General features: G+C 66.2%; 15 protein-coding genes. 12 read left to right on the top strand and 3 right to left on the bottom strand.

Annotated features, from left to right (window positions below; genetic code table 11):
• Nucleotides 1-39: 39 nt before the first annotated feature.
• Nucleotides 40-1,641, bottom strand: a complete 1,602-nt coding sequence (locus FLL57_RS17810) for an alkaline phosphatase D family protein (protein ID WP_142883578.1) — start codon at nt 1,639-1,641, stop codon at nt 40-42.
• A 147-nt stretch (nt 1,642-1,788) separates the two neighbouring features.
• On the opposite strand from FLL57_RS17810, the gene FLL57_RS17805 reads away from it, so the two are divergent.
• The gene (locus FLL57_RS17805; protein WP_142883577.1) at nt 1,789-2,793 is read left to right on the top strand and encodes a PAS domain-containing sensor histidine kinase; all 1,005 of its coding nucleotides are present in this window, start codon (nt 1,789-1,791) and stop codon (nt 2,791-2,793) included.
• Nucleotides 2,794-2,802: 9 nt separating this feature from the next.
• Nucleotides 2,803-3,162 carry a response regulator gene (locus FLL57_RS17800; protein WP_185966158.1) on the top strand — a complete coding sequence of 120 codons (360 nt, stop codon included), beginning with the start codon at nt 2,803-2,805 and terminating at the stop codon, nt 3,160-3,162.
• Nucleotides 3,163-3,207: 45 nt separating this feature from the next.
• On the opposite strand, the gene FLL57_RS17795 is transcribed toward FLL57_RS17800, so the two are convergent.
• Entirely contained in the window at nt 3,208-4,473 is a 1,266-nt protein-coding gene (locus FLL57_RS17795; protein ID WP_142883575.1) for an MFS transporter, read from the bottom strand.
• 151 nt (nt 4,474-4,624) lie between these two features.
• Between FLL57_RS17795 and FLL57_RS17790 the strand changes: the two genes are divergently transcribed.
• From FLL57_RS17790 to FLL57_RS17745, 10 genes are all read left to right on the top strand, one after another.
• Nucleotides 4,625-5,572: a TAXI family TRAP transporter solute-binding subunit gene (locus tag FLL57_RS17790; protein WP_142883574.1), complete on the top strand. Its 948-nt coding sequence runs from the start codon at nt 4,625-4,627 to the stop codon at nt 5,570-5,572.
• A gap of 150 nt (nt 5,573-5,722) precedes the next feature.
• Complete coding sequence (locus FLL57_RS17785) at nt 5,723-7,843, top strand: TRAP transporter permease (RefSeq protein ID WP_142883573.1); 2,121 nt, start codon at nt 5,723-5,725, stop codon at nt 7,841-7,843.
• A complete protein-coding gene (locus tag FLL57_RS17780; RefSeq protein ID WP_142883572.1) occupies nt 7,840-8,214 on the top strand; it encodes a DUF1850 domain-containing protein in 375 nt (124 codons plus the stop codon). The genes FLL57_RS17785 and FLL57_RS17780 overlap by 4 nt, the downstream gene beginning before the upstream one ends.
• Before the next feature lie 148 nt (nt 8,215-8,362).
• Nucleotides 8,363-10,138, top strand: a complete 1,776-nt coding sequence (locus FLL57_RS17775; protein ID WP_142883571.1) for a B12-binding domain-containing radical SAM protein — start codon at nt 8,363-8,365, stop codon at nt 10,136-10,138.
• A gap of 98 nt (nt 10,139-10,236) precedes the next feature.
• The gene (locus FLL57_RS17770) at nt 10,237-11,040 is read left to right on the top strand and encodes an SDR family NAD(P)-dependent oxidoreductase (protein ID WP_142883570.1); all 804 of its coding nucleotides are present in this window, start codon (nt 10,237-10,239) and stop codon (nt 11,038-11,040) included.
• A gap of 164 nt (nt 11,041-11,204) precedes the next feature.
• The gene (locus FLL57_RS17765; RefSeq protein ID WP_235677164.1) at nt 11,205-11,840 is read left to right on the top strand and encodes a tetratricopeptide repeat protein; all 636 of its coding nucleotides are present in this window, start codon (nt 11,205-11,207) and stop codon (nt 11,838-11,840) included.
• A 299-nt stretch (nt 11,841-12,139) separates the two neighbouring features.
• Nucleotides 12,140-14,050 (top strand): propionyl-CoA synthetase, encoded by a 1,911-nt coding sequence (locus FLL57_RS17760; protein ID WP_142883569.1) that lies wholly within the window; start codon nt 12,140-12,142, stop codon nt 14,048-14,050.
• A gap of 184 nt (nt 14,051-14,234) precedes the next feature.
• A complete protein-coding gene (locus FLL57_RS17755; protein ID WP_142883568.1) occupies nt 14,235-14,495 on the top strand; it encodes a hypothetical protein in 261 nt (86 codons plus the stop codon).
• A 228-nt stretch (nt 14,496-14,723) separates the two neighbouring features.
• Nucleotides 14,724-15,413, top strand: a complete 690-nt coding sequence (locus FLL57_RS17750) for an OmpW/AlkL family protein (RefSeq protein WP_047307914.1) — start codon at nt 14,724-14,726, stop codon at nt 15,411-15,413.
• 135 nt (nt 15,414-15,548) lie between these two features.
• A complete protein-coding gene (locus FLL57_RS17745) occupies nt 15,549-15,767 on the top strand; it encodes an alkylphosphonate utilization protein (protein WP_011160033.1) in 219 nt (72 codons plus the stop codon).
• Between the two features lie 20 nt (nt 15,768-15,787).
• Here the strand turns inward: FLL57_RS17745 and FLL57_RS23395 are convergent, their stop codons facing one another.
• Nucleotides 15,788-15,964, bottom strand: a complete 177-nt coding sequence (locus tag FLL57_RS23395; protein ID WP_185966157.1) for a hypothetical protein — start codon at nt 15,962-15,964, stop codon at nt 15,788-15,790.
• Between the last annotated feature and the right edge of the window lie 41 nt (nt 15,965-16,005).

Here is a 16,005-nt window from a genome sequence, read left to right as displayed (position 1 = left end):
CGCGGCCGCGCGCGGCGGTGCTACGTCCTGTGATCGTCGTTAGCGAGTGATGAGTCCGGGCCGGCCTGCTTCGGCCACGAGCGAGCGGACGGTCCGTGCAGGGTGTCCGGGTACGGCGATGGTGTCGACGGCGCGGAATTCCGCCAGCCATTGCTGCGGCGTCACGGTGTGCCTTGTGTAGCCCCGCTGATCGCTGAAGAACTTCAGATGCGGATTGTTGCGATACATTGTGGCCAGTGCGGCTTCGGTCTGGGGCGCGCCGCCGGCGGAGGAAATCGACGTCGAGAGAAATTCCACGCCGACGCACCGCGAGCCGGGATCGCGCCAATCGCGACGCAGCTCGAGCGCGAACGCCCGGTGCAGGTCGCCGCTCAGTACCACGACATTGCTGGCTCCGGCATCGCTCAGCATCGCGACCACCCGGTCGCGCGCCGCGGCGGCGCCGCTCCAGGTATCGACATCGGTCACCGGAACGCCGGTGTCGGCGATCCTGGGAAAGCCGCGCCAGTCCAGCGGCGCGAACAGCACCTGCTGCGCCAGTACCCGCCAGGTGGCGTCGCTCTGCTTCAGCCGGGCGGCGAGCCATTGCTCCTGCGCGGCGCCCAGCATGGTGCGGTCCGCCGCTTCGGCCTCGGTGCAGTTCGTCACGAGACCGTCGCCGCAGGGCTGGCGCGAGCGATATTGCCTGGTGTCGAGCACTGCGAGGTCGGCGAGCGCGCCGAACCGGAAGCCGCGATACGCGGTAACGTCCGGTCCGCGCGACCGCTGCGCCCGGCGCACCGGCATGTGCTCGTACCACGCCTGCAGCGCCATCGCCCTGCGAAACAGAAAGGCCTCGGGCGGGGTGTGTTTCGGGTCGCTGTCGCCGGCCCAGTTGTTGGCGATCTCGTGGTCGTCGAAGCTCGGCAGAAACGGGCAGGCGGCGTGCGCGGCCTTGAGATCCGGATCGGACTTGTAAAGCGCGTAGCGCCGGCGATAGTCGGTCAGCGTGTAGCAGGCGGCGAAGTCTTTCGGCATCGTGCGCGGCCACGGTGCGCCGACCTTGTCGGTTTCCACGAAGCCGTATTCGTAGATGTAGTCGCCGTAGTGAAACACGAAGTCGAGCTGATCCTCGGCGATCGCACGCCACGCCGAATAGTAGCCGCCCTCCCAGCGCTGGCAGCCGGCTGCGGCAAAGCGAAGCTGCTGCAGCTTTGAGTCGGGCGCAGGCAAGGTGCGGGCGCGACCGATCGGGCTGTCGGCGCCGCCGGCACGGAAGCGGTAGAAATAGTCGCGCGCCGGCGACAGCCCCTCGACCTCGAGGTGCACCGCATGCGCCAGTTCGAGATAGGCGATGGTCCGTTCGCTACGCAGGATGCGGGTCATCGCTGGATCGTCGGCGATCTCCACTGTCACGTCGACCGGGTGGGCCGGCATGCCGCCGCGAGCCTTCAGCGGCTCGGGCGCCAGCCGGGTCCACAGCACGAAGCCATCCGGCGCTGGGTCGCCGGATGCGACACCGAGCGTGAACGGATCGGAACTGAACGATACCGGCTGCGCCGCATCGGAGCGGCGCGAAACCAGCCCCAGCGCGCCGGCCCCGAGCAAGCCGCGCAGGAGCGCGCGGCGGTCGAAGTCGGGCATGTTAGGGAAGCGGAACATCGCAGTCTGACTCTCGGTTGCACGCCGAAGGCGTATCCTGATCTGACTATCATCGCGATATGAAGCGCGGCCGACGGCCACTACGACACCGGATTGTGATTGTTGGATTTTATCGATAGCCTGCGCCGTCATTGCCGAGTAGCCAGTATGAATATGGAAGATCTTTATCGGCTGCTGCGCACCAGCCACGTCCAGGCGCAGGGCATCGTCGACACGGTCGCCGACCCGATGCTCGTGCTGGACGCCAGTCTCACGGTCCAGAGTGCCAGCCGGTCGTTCTTCGAGACATTCAAGGTCGACCGTTACGAGACCATCGGCCAGCCGCTGTTCGAACTCGGCAACGGGCAATGGGACATCCCGGACCTGCGCCGGTTGCTGCTCGAGGTCATTCCCAAGGCGACAGCGATCATCAACTACGAGGTCGAGCACGACTTCCCGGGGCTCGGGCCCAGAACGATGCTGCTGACGGCGCGGACGCTGGTGCACCCGGACAATGCCAGCCATGCGATGCTGCTGTCGATCGTCGACGCCACCGAGCGCTACAAGCGCGACGCCGCCAAGGACATCCTGCTGGGCGAGATTCGGCACCGGATGAAGAACCTGTTCGGCGTCATTCAATCCATCGCCCGCCGGACCGCGGTGGACGGGCGCTCCGCAGCCCAGTTCCGCGACGATTTCCTGGGCAGGTTCACCGCGTTGATGGAGGCCGAGGATCTCGCCTTCTCCAAGCAGGACGAGACCGCGCTGATCAGCCTGTTCGATCGCGTGCTTGCGCCGTATCGGTCCAGCCCGGCGGCGATCGCGATCGAGCCCGGTCCCGCCGTCGAGCTCGCCCCCCGTACCCTGGTGTCGCTCAGCCTGATCATTCACGAACTGGCGACCAACGCCGTCAAATACGGTGCGCTGGCGGCCGGCCGCGGTCAGGTCCGCGTGAGCTGGCGGATCGATCCGGCCACCGACGAACTCCGGCTCGAATGGATCGAGACCGGAGGGCCGGCCGTGACGCCGCCGGAGACGACCGGGTACGGAACGGAGCTGATCCGCGCGGTCGCCGGCTACAGCCTCGGCGGCCGGGCGGAACTGGATTATGCGGTCGATGGTTTGAAAGCCGAGATCGCCATCCCGCTGAGGAGTGCACCGCTCCCGAGTTGAAAGTTGCTCGTGCAGAAGACCGTTCTGATCGTCGAGGACGAATTCCTGATCGCCATGGACCTCGCTCGGATGATCGAAGGCGACGGCTGGACGGTCATTGGTCCGGTGCCGAGCGTTCAGCAGGCGCTGCGGCTGCTGGAAGACGGCCTGCCGACGGTGGCGATGCTGGACGTCAACCTCGCTGGCGAGCTCGTTACTCCGGTGGCGGAGATGCTGAAGGCCCGTAACGTGCCGTTCGCCGTCGCCAGCGCTTACGACAAGCCGGAAAACGTCGGCGGCGCGATTTTTCTGGCGGGGGTGCCCAATGTCGGTAAGCCCACCAATGAACGGCGCCTGCTCGCGACCTTGAGGTTGTTGACGGAGCCGTGAGCGTCGGCAGCAAGTATCTCGTCCCCGCGTTCTCGTTGTTTTGCTCTATTCGGCGGGCGCTGCCTGGGTGGCGGGCGCTGCCGGCGGCGCGGCGGTGCCGCGACCGCGGGTCTCGGGCATCAGCGCAAGAAACAGCACCAGAGCCGCGGCCGCGATCCCGGCCAGAGTGAAGAACGCCGCGCCGTAACCGGCGCTGACCACGATCAGGCCGGCGAAACCGGTCGACAGCGCGGCGCCGAGGCCGGCCGCCGTCGCGATCGCACCCTGGCTGATGTTGAAATGCCCGGTGCCGTGGGTCAGGTCGGCCACCACCAGCGGAAACAGCGCGCCGTAGATGCCGGCGCCGACGCCGTCGAGCAGTTGCACGCCGACCAGCCAAAACGGAGCATCGGACAGCGGATACAGCGCGCCGCGCAGTGCGAGGACGCCGAGCGCGACTGCGAAGATCGGTTTGCGGCCCCAGACGTCGGCCTTGTGTCCGACCAGCGCCGCCACCGGCACCATCACGACCTGCGCAGCGACGATACACACCGACATCAGCGTGGTGCCGATATTCTTGTTGACCAGCGCCAGCTTCTGCCCGACCAGCGGCAGCATCGCCGCATTGGCGAAATGAAACAGCACGGTGGCGCCGGCGAAGATCAAGAGCGGCCGGCAGGTCAGCAGCACCTTGAAGCCGGAAGGCTGCTCGTGATGCGCGCCGGGCGCGGGGGCGTCACCAAGGCCGCGGGCGACCTCGTCGTCGATCGCGTCGGCCGGAATCGACAACGTGGCGAGGATGCTGGCCACCGCCATCGCGGCCATCAGCCAGAACACCACGCCCGGGCCGAACCCGTAGGCGAACGCGCCGGCGAGCGTCGCGGCCACCGCATTGCCGGCATGGTTGAAGGCTTCGTTGCGGCCGGTCCGGCGGGCGAAGGCGCGGGGACCGACGATGCCGAGCGTCAGCGCCGCCACCGCGGGGGCAAAGATCGCGCCGGCCGCAGCCGCCACCGCCTGGGTGGCGGCGACCAGGGCGAAGCTGTCGAGCCATGGCAGCAGCACCGACGCCACCGTAACTACGACCGCCGCCGCGACGATCAGGCCGCGCTTGGCGGTGGAACGGTCGATCAGGGCGCCGGCCGGAGTCTGGGCCACGATTGCGGCCGCGGCGGCGATCGACATCACCAGTCCGATCGAGGCTTCGTCCCAGTTCTGTACCGCCAGCAGATAGATCGCCAAATATGGGCCGAGACCGTCGCGGACGTCGGCGAGAAAGAAATTGAGCGCGTCCAGCGGCTGCGTCGACGGCTGGGTCGAGGGAGGCGGCACGGCGACCTCTCGGCTGGACAGAACGGGACCATACAAACCGCGCTGGCGCCTTCGGGTTCCGCCGTCGGCCGGGATCGCCGATTTGGCGGGTTGACCGCGGCTGTCCGGGCGGTCAGGTTTGTATCAAACAACCCAGGGGAGAAAACTGTCCATGAAGGTCCGATTGTTCGGTGTCGCCGCGGCTGCGGTCATGATCCTGGCGGCGCCGCAGGCCCGCGCTCAGCAATTCGTCAATGTGCTGACCGGCGGCACCTCGGGCGTCTATTATCCGCTCGGCGTCGCACTGTCCAAGATCTACGGCGAGAAGATCCCGAACGTGAAGGCGCAGGTGCAGGCCACCAAGGCGTCGGTCGAGAATCTCAACCTGTTGCAGCAGGGCCGCGGCGAGATCGCCTTCAGCCTCGGCGATTCGTTGAAAGCCGCCTGGGACGGCGATGCCGAAGCCGGCTTCAAGGCCAAGCTCGACAAGCTGCGGGTGATCGGCGCGATCTATCCCAACTACATCCAGATCGTCGCCTCCGCGGACACCGGCATCAAGACCCTCGCCGACCTGAAGGGCAAGAGTCTTTCGGTCGGTGCGCCGAAGTCCGGTACCGAGCTGAACTCGCGGGCGATCCTGAAAGCGGCCGGAATGGACTACAAGGATCTCGGCAAGGTCGAGTATCTGCCATTCGCCGAGTCTGTCGACCTGATGAAGAATCGCCAGCTTGCCGCCACGCTGCAGTCCGCCGGCTTAGGCGTTGCCTCGCTCAAGGATCTGTCGAACTCCACCGAGATCAACGTCGTCGCGGTGCCGAAGGAGGTGGTCGACAAGATCGGCCCGCCGTTCGTTGCCGAGACGATCCCGGCCGGCACCTACAAGGGGCAGGACAAGGACGTGCCGACCGCCGCTGTGGTCAACTATCTGGTGACCTCGAGCGCGGTGTCCGACGATCTCGCCTATCAGATGACCAAGCTGGTCTATGAATCGCTGCCGGAACTCGCCACCGCCCATGCGGCCGGCAAGGGTATCAAGCTGGAGGCCGCTGCCGCCGACAGTCCCGTCCCGCTGCATCCCGGCGCGATCAAGTACTTCAAGGAAAAGGGCGTGCTGAAGTAAGCGCGACCTCGAACACCCGTGATATCGTCATGCGCGGGCCTGACCCGCGCATCCATCGCTCTTCGAAGAGGACGGATGGCCGGGTCGAGCCCGGCCATGACGCCGATATAACAAACCCCACAACGAACCACGCGGCGGAAACGGGCGTCCATGCTGAAGGCTGAGGTTGCGGTCGAACAGGCTCCCGGAGCCGTCAAGGTCGAGTTCGACAATTTCGAGCACGGGTTTCCGGCCGGGTTCGGTCCGCGCGGCTGGCGTCATCTGGCCTATGCGGTGGCGATCGCCTTTGCCAGCTTCCAGCTCGTCATCGCGGCCTGGAACGTGCTGCCGAGCCAGGTGGTGCGCGGCGTTCATGTCGGCTTCCTGTTGCTGCTCACCTTCGGGCTGATCGGCAATTTCACCGCCCGCACCGATCTCGGCCGCGCGATCGCATGGTCGATCGGCGCGCTCGGCTTTCTGTGTGGGCTGTATCAGTGGATCTTCTACGCCGACCTGATCCTGCGCGATGGCGACCCGACCCATCTCGATCTGGTGGTCGGCACGCTGCTGGCGGTGCTGATCTTCGAGGGCACGAGGCGGCTGATGGGACCGGCGCTGCCGATCATGTGCGGCGTCTGCCTGCTGTACTGGTTCTTCGGCCAGTATCTGCCGGCGCCGCTCAATCATCGCGGCTATGATTTCGATCAGGTCGTCACCCATCTGTCGTTCGGCACCGAGGGCTTCTACGGCGTGCCGATCTACGTCTCGGCGACCTACATCTTCCTGTTCATCCTGTTCGGCTCGTTCCTCGAGCGCGCCGGCATGATCCAGCTCTTTACCGACGTGTCGCTCGGCCTGTTCGGCGGCAGCCGCGGCGGTCCGGCCAAGGTGTCGGTGTTCGCCTCGGGGCTGATGGGCACGATTTCCGGGTCCGGCGTCGCCAACGTCGTCACCGTCGGCCAGTTCACCATCCCGCTGATGATCAAGTTCGGCTACCGCCGCGCCTTCGCAGCCGGCGTCGAGGCCACCGCCTCGATGGGCGGCCAGATCATGCCGCCGGTGATGGGCGCGGTCGCCTTCATTATGGCCGAGACGCTCGGCGTCGATTACTCGGTGATCGTCAAGGCGGCGGTGATCCCGGCGTTCCTGTACTTCGCCTCGGCGTTCTGGATGGTGCATCTCGAGGCCGGCAAGCATGGCCTGGTCGGGATGAAGAAGTCAGAGATCCCGAGCGCGTGGCGCGCCGTGGTCGCCCGCTGGTACCTGGTGTTGCCGCTGGCGGCGCTGGTGTTCATGCTGTTCGAAGGCTTCACCCCGCTGTATGCCGGCTCGATGGGGCTGGCGCTGACGGTGGCGCTGATCCTCGGCGCTTCCATCGTGCAAGGCTTCTCCAGGCCGGTGCTGCGTTATGTGTTCTGGATCGGGCTGGCGCTGGTGGTCGGCGCGGTGTCGCGCGACGGCCTCGACATCATGCAGATCCTGATCGTGGTCGCGGTGCTGGTGGCAATCACGGCGATCACCCGCGGCGGCCGCGCGACTTTGGTCGCGTGCCGGGATTCGCTGGCGGACAGCGCCAAATCGGCGCTCACCGTCGGCATGGCCTGCGCCATCGTCGGCACCATCATCGGCATGATGACGCAGACCGGCGTCGGCACGGTGTTCGGGAGTTGGGTGATCGGGCTCGGCGAGCACAGCCTGTTTCTGGCGCTGGTGATGACCATGCTGCTGTCGATCCTGCTCGGCACCGGCATCCCGACCATCCCGACCTACATCATCACCGCGGCACTGGCTGCGCCGGCGCTGGCCAATCTCGGCGTGCCGCTGATCGTCAGCCATATGTTCGCGTTCTACTACGGCATCATGGCCGACCTGTCGCCGCCGGTGGCGTTGGCCGCGCTGGCGGCGGCGCCGATCGCCAAGGAAAAGCCCGACAAGATCGGCTGGGAGGCGATGCGGATCGCGCTCGCCGGCTACGTCATCCCGTTCATCGCGGTGTACTCGCCGGCCCTCATGCTGCAGCCCGGCGACGCGATGGCCGCGGAGCTCGGCTTCTACGGCGCCGTGCTGTATGCGACGCTGAAGGCGCTGCTCGCGATCGGGCTGTTCGGCATGGCGTCGATCGGTTTTCTGTTCACCCGCATGACCGTGGTCGAGCGGCTGGTGGCATTTGCGGCGGCGGTCTGCCTGCTCGGCGAATTTCGCTACAGCGACTATGCGGGTTTCGTGATCGCGGCGCTGATCGTCGGCTGGCAATGGCGGCAGCGGCCGCGTAGCGCGGTAGCCGCGGCATGAGCCTCTGCGTCGCGTCCGCCGGCGTGATCAAGACGCTGGCGGTCGCCGCCTTCACGTTGGCCTGGACGCACTCGATCGAGAAGACCGAATGGCAGGAAGACTGGCGGGTGACCCCGCAGGGCCTTGAGCTGATCGCCGCCCGCGTCAAAGGCAGCGGTGCCGGCATGGAGCCGGCGCCGGAGGCGCGGTTGGTCGATGGCTGGTTTCAATGGCGGGTGACGCGCCCGCCGCAGCGCGAGCTGATGCTCGGCAACTCCGGGATGGCGGGCGAATGGCGGCTGTGCGCGGAGGGAGGCTGCCGCAGCTTCTCCGAGATCGTCGGACACCCCATTGGCGCGCAGCCGATCACGCTCATTAGCTGCCCGGACTAGCCTTTCAGCGCATTGCTGCCGGTTGAATAACGCCCCCCCTGCTTCCGAATAATCGCTTGCGGTCTCAGCGGAAGCGCAGGCACAGTGCAGGCGATACAGATCGCCCGCTCGGCGGGCGCTCGGCCGGTTCCAGGGAAAGGTGTCACCGATGGGTCCGGTCGCATGCGCGAAGCGGAAGTTCATACTGCTGCTGATCAAGCCGTCGCATTACGACGACGACGGCTACGTCCTGCGCTGGTGGCGCGGGATCATCCCCTCCAATTCGCTCGCCACGCTGTACGGCATCGCAGCCGATGTAGCCGCACGCCAGGTGCTCGGCGCCGATGTCGAGTTCGAGATCGAGGCGATGGACGAGTTCAATACCCGGATCGATGTTCCGGCGCTGCTCGACCGTTTCGCCCGCAACGGCAATTTCGGTCTGGTGGCGCTGGTCGGGGTGCAGTCCAACCAATATCCGCGCGCGCTCGACATCGCCCGGCCGTTCCGCGTCCGCGGCGTGCCGGTGGTGATGGGCGGGTTTCACGTCTCCGGCTGCCTGGCGATGCTCGACGGCAAGGCGATCGGGCTCGACGACTGCCGCGACATGGGCGTGGCGATGTTTGCCGGCGAGGCCGAGGGCGGCCGGTTCGACGGCGTGCTGCAGGATGCGGCGGCCGGGCAGTTGCAGCCGGTCTACAACTTCCTCAACGATCTGCCCGGGATCGAGGGCGTGCCGGCGCCGTATCTGCCGCTCGCCACCATCAAGCGGACACTCGGCCTGTCGACCAGCGTCGATGCCGGGCGCGGCTGTCCGTATCAGTGCTCGTTCTGCACCATCATCAACGTGCAGGGCCGCAAGTCGCGCTACCGCACCCCCGACGACATCGAGGCGATGGTGCGCCGAAACTGGGCGCAGGGCATCAGCAAGTACTTCATCACCGACGACAACTTCGCCCGCAACAAGGATTGGGAGGCGATCCTCGACCGGCTGATCCAGATACGCGAGACCGAAGACATCCCGCTCGGCTTCATGATCCAGGTCGACACCCTGTGTCACAAGATCCCGCGCTTCATCGAGAAGGCCAAGCGCGCCGGCGTGACGCGAGTGTTCATCGGGCTGGAGAACATCAATCCGGCCAATCTGCTCACCGCCAACAAGCGGCAGAACAAGATCACCGAATATCGCACGATGCTGCTGGCCTGGAAGGATCACGGCATCATCACGCTGGCCGGTTACATCCTCGGCTTCCCGGCCGACACGCCGGAATCGATCCGCGCCGACATCGACATCATCAAGCGCGAACTGCCGATCGACGTCATGGAATTCTTCTGCCTGACGCCACTGCCGGGTTCGGAGGACCATCAGGCGTTGTGGCGCGCCGGCGTTGCGATGGACCCGGATCTCAACACCTACGACGTCGAGCACGTCTGCACCGCGCATCCGTTGATGTCGCGGTCCGAATGGGAAGCGATCTATCGCGAGGCATGGAGTCGTTACTACACGCCCGAGCACATCGAGACACTGCTGCGACGTGCGGCGGCGACCGGGATCAAGATCAGCAGCCTGGTCAAGCTGCTGGCGATCTTCTCGACCGCCGTGCGGGTGGAGGGTGTGCACCCGCTGCAATGCGGGCTGTTCCGGCAACGGCACCCGTCGGAGCGGCGGCCCGGTCTTGCCGCGCCGAATGCGCTGCTGTTCTGGCCGCGTTTTGCGCTCGATAGCGTACGCAAGACCGGCGCCATTCTGGCTGCGTTCACCAAAGTCGCGGCGATCGGCATCCGCGTCGCGCGCGATCCGCAGCGGCTGGCCTACAGCGATCAGGCGCTGACGCCGGTGTCGGACGACGATGCGGATTCGCTCGACCTCTTCACCCAGAGCGCCAGCGCCAAGCAGGCCGTCGCCCACCAGAAGAAGGTGTTTGATCTCACGCACGGGACGCCGTAATCAGCCCTCGTCGCGGGTGCCGAGTTGCCCGACGGCGAGGGCGGAGTAGGCCCGCGCCCGTGATGGCGCGGCCGTAGCGTGTAGTGGAACAACAGAATATGCCACGACTTGAAGGCAAAACTGCGCTGGTGGTCGGCGCCGGTTCGATCGGTCCCGGCTGGGGTAACGGCAAGGCGACCGCGGTGACGTTCGCCCGAGAAGGCGCGCAGGTGTTCTGCGTCGATCGCAATCTCGCCACCGCAGAGGAGACCGTCGACATCATCAAGGCCGAAGGCGGTCGCGGCATCGCGTTTGCCGCCGACGTCAGCCGCGCCGCCGACGTCGAGGCGATGGTCGCGGCCTGCGTCAAGGCCTGGGACGGCATCGACGTGCTCGACAACAATGTCGGCATTGCGGAGACCGGCGGCGTCGTCGACGTCTCCGAGGCCGATTGGGACCGGGTGTTCGCGATCAATCTGAAGAGCGCCTATCTGGCGATGAAGTACGTCGTGCCGGTAATGCAACGTCAGGGTGGCGGGTCGATCATCAACATCTCGTCGATCGCGTCGATCAGATATCTCGGCATCTCCTATGTCAGCTACGCGGCCTCGAAGGCGGCGATGAACGCGCTGACCCGCAACACTGCGGGGGAATATGCCAAGGACCATATCCGCGTGAATGCGATCCTGCCGGGGCTGATGAAGACCCCGATGGTGGCGCACTCCGCCGGCCTCGCCGCCAGCTATGCGGGCGGCGATGTCGACGCGATGTGGCGCGCGCGCGACGCCCAGGTGCCGATGGGCCATATGGGCGAAGCCTGGGACGTTGCAAATGCCGCATTGTTTCTCGCCAGCGACGAATCCAAATACGTCACCGGCATCGAACTGGTGGTCGACGGCGGCCTGACGCTGAAGGTGAACTAAGCAGCAGCGCTTCACGCTTCCCCACGTCATGGCCGGGCTTGACCCGGCCATCCACGGACAAGTGCACGGCGCGCTTGAAAGACGTGGATGCCCGGGTCAAGCCCGGGCACGACGAAGAGGAATGAAACGACGCTGATTTGAAGTACGAAGCGGTAGTTCTATCGATGCGCGTTGTTTTCATTGCCGCGAGTCTCCTGATCGCAGCGGCTGTCGCCGGGCCCCCGGCGTTCGCCACCGGTGGCGAGCCGCCGGACGATCCGACCGCTGATCCGGGCGCGTGCCTGGCCGCGGCGAACCTGCCGGACGATCGGCACACCATCGCGCTGTGCAGCAAGGTGATCGACAGCCGCGAGACCGATCGGGAGCAGCGCGTCAAGGCGTTGCTGGCGCGGGCCGCCGCCCACGCCCGGATCGGCCAGGTCGATCGCGCCATCGCCGACTACGACGATGCGCTGCGGGTCGATCCGAAACAGCCCGACGCGCTCAATGCCCGCGGCGAGCTGTGGCGCGGCAAGGGCGATGCGCGCAAGGCGTTGACCGATTTCGCCGCCGCCCTGAAGCTGCGGCCTGGTCACGTCGCGGCGCGTGCCAACCACAAGGCGCTGGCGCTCGAGGTCGAACGCGCCGGAATGCAGCAGGCATTGGCCGGCAGGCCGAGCTTCGACTGCCGTGGCGCCCGCAAGGCTGTGGACAAGGCGATCTGCGCCGATCCGGCGCTGGCCGATCTCGACCGGCGGATCGACGCTCTGTACCGCCGGGCGCTCCGCGACAGCGCCGGCCAGCCGGCGGTACTGCGCTGAAGAAGGCACACACTTCCTTCGTTGCCGCGCGCGACGCCGGCTTCGGCCGTCCCGGCTACGATCTGCGCGCCGCTCTGGAAGCACGCCTGCGGCAATTGTCGGGAGCGGGCGGCAGCTAGACGTCGACCCCAGCTCTCCGGCAGGCGCTTGCAACCCGTTGGCAGCTCGCCACAATGCCGCCCGGGCCGGACCGAACCAAAGGATGCGGCTTGATTAGGAACAAAGGCGGGGTTGCGTACCGCGCCTAAAAGCCGGACATGGCGGGCAAACCGCCTTGAGATCCACGGGAGCGTGACGCCATGACTATCCATGACAACAGCCGTTACCGCGAAGTTCATGCCCGCTCGCTGGCCGACCCGGAGGGTTTCTGGGGAGAGGTCGCGCAGAGCATCGACTGGATCGAGCCGCCCACCAAGGTGTTCGATGCCTCGCTCGGCCTGTACGGCCGCTGGTTTCCCGGCGCCAAGGTCAACACCTGCTACAACGCGCTCGACCGCCACGTCGCCAGCGGCCGTGCCGATCAGCTCGCGCTGATCCACGACTCGCCGCTGACCGGCACGACGTCCAAATTCACCTATGCCGAGATGCTGCGCGAGGTGCAGACGCTCGCTGCGATCATGCAGGATTTCGGCGTGCAGAAGGGTGACCGCGTCATCCTCTATATGCCGATGGTGCCGGAATCGATGGTGGCGATGCTGGCCTGCGCCCGTATCGGCGCGGTGCATTCGGTGGTGTTCGGCGGCTTCGCCGCCAAGGAGCTCGCCACCCGTATCGAGGATGCAAAGCCGAAGCTGATCCTGTCGGCGAGCTGCGGCATCGAGCCGGGCCGCATCGTCAAGTACAAGCCGCTGCTGGACGAGGCGATCGAACTCGCTTCGGTGAAGCCGGAAGCCTGCATCATCCTGAAGCGGCCGCAGCAGGATTGCGAGCTGAAGCCGGGCCGCGATCACGACTGGGCAGGCCTGCGCGAGCAAGCGCTCGCCGCCGGCAAGAAAGCCGAGTGTGTCGCGGTCGACGCCACCGATCCGCTGTACATCCTCTACACCTCGGGCACCACCGGTAAGCCGAAGGGCGTGGTCCGCGACAATGGCGGCCATCTCGTCGCGCTGAAATGGACGATGGAAAACCTCTACGGCATCAAGCCGGGCGAAGTGTGGTGGTGCGCCTCCGACATCGGCTGGGTGGTCGGCCACAGCTACATCATCTACGGCCCGCTGATCCACGGCGCGACCACGATCATGTACGAAGGCAAGCCGGTCGGCACCCCCGACGCCGGCGCGTTCTGGCGGGTGATCGCCGAGCACGGCGCGGTGGCGCTGTTCACGGCGCCGACCGCGTTCCGCGCGATCCGCAAGGAAGACGGCGACGGCAGCTTCATCCGCAAATACGATCTGTCGAAATTCCGCACCCTGTTCCTGGCGGGCGAACGCGCCGATCCGCCGACGGTGGAATGGGCCGAGCAGCAGCTCAAGGTGCCGGTGATCGATCACTGGTGGCAGACCGAAACCGGCTGGTGCATCGCCGGCAATCCGGTCGGCCTCGGCCTGTTGCCGGTCAAGCACGGCTCGCCGACGGTGCCGATGCCCGGCTACAAGCTCGAAGTCGTCGACGAAGGCACCAAGCCGGTGCCGGCGGGGACGATGGGCTCGATCGTGATCAAGCTGCCGCTGCCGCCCGGCAATCTGCCGACGCTGTGGCAACAGGACGAGCGCTGCCGCGAGAGCTACTTCGCCGACTTCCCCGGCTACTACAAGACCTCCGACGCCGGCTATGTCGATGACGACGGCTACGTCTTCGTGATGGGTCGCACCGACGACATCATCAACGTCGCCGGCCACCGGCTGTCGACCGGCGGCATGGAGGAGATCCTGGCCTCGCATCCGGACGTCGCCGAATGCGCCGTGCTCGGCATCAACGATCCGATCAAGGGCGAGGTGCCGTGCGGCCTGATCGTGCTGAAGAGCGGCGTTGCCCGCGATCCGGCCGAGATCGAGAAGGAGATCGTCAAGCTGGTGCGCGACAAGCTCGGCCCGGTCGCGGCGTTCAAGCTGGCCGTCACCGTGCCGCGGCTGCCGAAGACCCGCTCCGGCAAGATCCTGCGCGGCACCATCAAGAAGATCGCCGACGGCGACGCCTGGACGATGCCGGCCACGATCGAAGACCCCACCGCGCTCGACGACATCTCCTCGGCGCTGAAGAGCCATAGCTGAGCCTGGGGAGGGGCCGACTTGCGGACTTACAAACTCCGCAATTCGGGTTAGACAAAGCCTCGCAACGTCATTCCGGGGCGCGCGTGTCACGCGCGAACCCGGAATCCAGACGTTGTTGCCACGAGAGTCCGGGTTCGCTCGCTTCGCGAGTGCCCCGGAATGGCCCGTGCTCTGGGGACCTTGGATGCCATCAACCTCGAAACGCCTGATCGTCCTGGCGGTCGTCGCGCTCGCGCTCGCCGGCTGCGCCAGCCGCAACGATGCGCCGGCCGATCTCGGCGACGACGACACGTTCTGCCGGCAGAACGGCGTCGCGGCCGGTTCGCCCGAATACGTCGCCTGCCGCAAGGACCGCGACGTGCAGCGTTCCAACGCCCTCAGCCGTGCCAACCGCGCCCAGCGCAACCTCGGCGAATACATGATGCGGAATCCCGAGCGCCCGTAAGCCCTTGCGACGGCTTGGCTATGCCCGAAGCCTGGAATTCAGGGCGCGAGCTGGCGGTATTTTGCGCGCTGCGGTAAGCGAATCCGTGACCCAAAAGTCACGCGCGGCCCAATGTCGCAGCAATTGCCTTGTCGTTTGATTCAGATCAAACCCGCCCCTCCCTCACAGGCATTTGTGCACCTCAGCGTGAACTCCCGCTCACGCGAACGAGCTTCAAAAGGGGCACCTATGACCAAATTTCTGACTGCAGTGTCGGCGCTGGCTTTGGCGGCGGCGTTCAACCTCGCGCCGGCCTCCGCCGACGCCGCCGATCTCGCCACCCGTCCGATCTACAAGGCGCCGGTGGTGGCGGAATCCAGCCCGTGGATGATCCGCCTGCGCGCGCTGGGCGTGGTGCCCCGTGACTCGGGCTATGTCGATCAGATTGCCGGCTCGTCGCTGAAGACCTCCGACGCGCTCGTGCCCGAGCTGGACATCACCTACTTCTTCACCAAGAACATCGCCGCCGAACTGATCCTCGGCGTCACCCGCCACAGCGTTTCCGGCGCGGGCTCGCTCACCGGCATCGACGTCGGCAAGGCCTGGCTGCTGCCGCCGACCCTGACGCTGCAGTATCACTTCACCGAGTTCGGCGCGTTCAAGCCTTATGTCGGCGCCGGCGTGAACTACACCTTCTTCTTCAGCCAGAGCGCGGCCTGCTGCACCGTGATCGACAGCCACCTCAAGGACGCGTTCGCGCCGGCGGTGCAGATCGGTTTCGACTACATGATCGATCAGCACTGGGGCATCAACGTCGACGTCAAGAAGCTGTGGCTGCGTCCCGAGTGGAGCGGCACGCTCGCTGGCGGCACGCCGATCACCGGCAAGGTCAATCTCGATCCGTGGCTGATCGGCACCGGCATCACCTACCGGTTCTGAGCTTTTCAGCCTGCGACGAAGCGCGGGGCGGAGCAATCCGCCTCGCGCTTTTCGTTTGAATGCGCCCGCCGCAGCATTGCGCCGGGACGGCATTCCTGCTTTGGCTTTGCGCCACCAAACTGAAGGAACCGACCCATGAGCATCGAAGTCAGGGATTGCAACGGCGCGCTGCTCGCCGATGGCGACAACGTCTCCCTCATCAAGGATCTGAAGCTGAAGGGCTCGTCCACCGTGCTGAAGCGCGGCACGATGATCCGCGGCATCCGCCTCACCGACAGCGAAGACGAGATCGAGGGCCGCACCGACAAGATCAAGGGTTTGGTACTGCGGACGGAATTCTTGAAGAAGGCATGAACGCCGCCGGGAAGCTGGCGCTAGTGGAGTTGCCCGCTGTCGCCCACCGCGTAGCTGAAAATCACCGCGGCGTGGAGCCGGGCCAACTCGGCCTCGAGGTGTTCGTTGACCTGCATCAGCGCGCGTAGCGCCTCGTGAACGCTGCCGCCGCTTTCCGCGACGATCCGGTCGATCTGCTTGTCCAAGGGGGTCGGCATGAGAGTGTCCCGCTGATCATGCTGGCGATGGCATCAACAAG

This window comes from Rhodopseudomonas palustris (assembly GCF_007005445.1).
Lineage (GTDB): Bacteria > Pseudomonadota > Alphaproteobacteria > Rhizobiales > Xanthobacteraceae > Rhodopseudomonas > Rhodopseudomonas palustris_G.
Note: the sequence above shows the minus strand (reverse complement) of the source record. Positions and strands in the feature narration are given on the sequence as shown.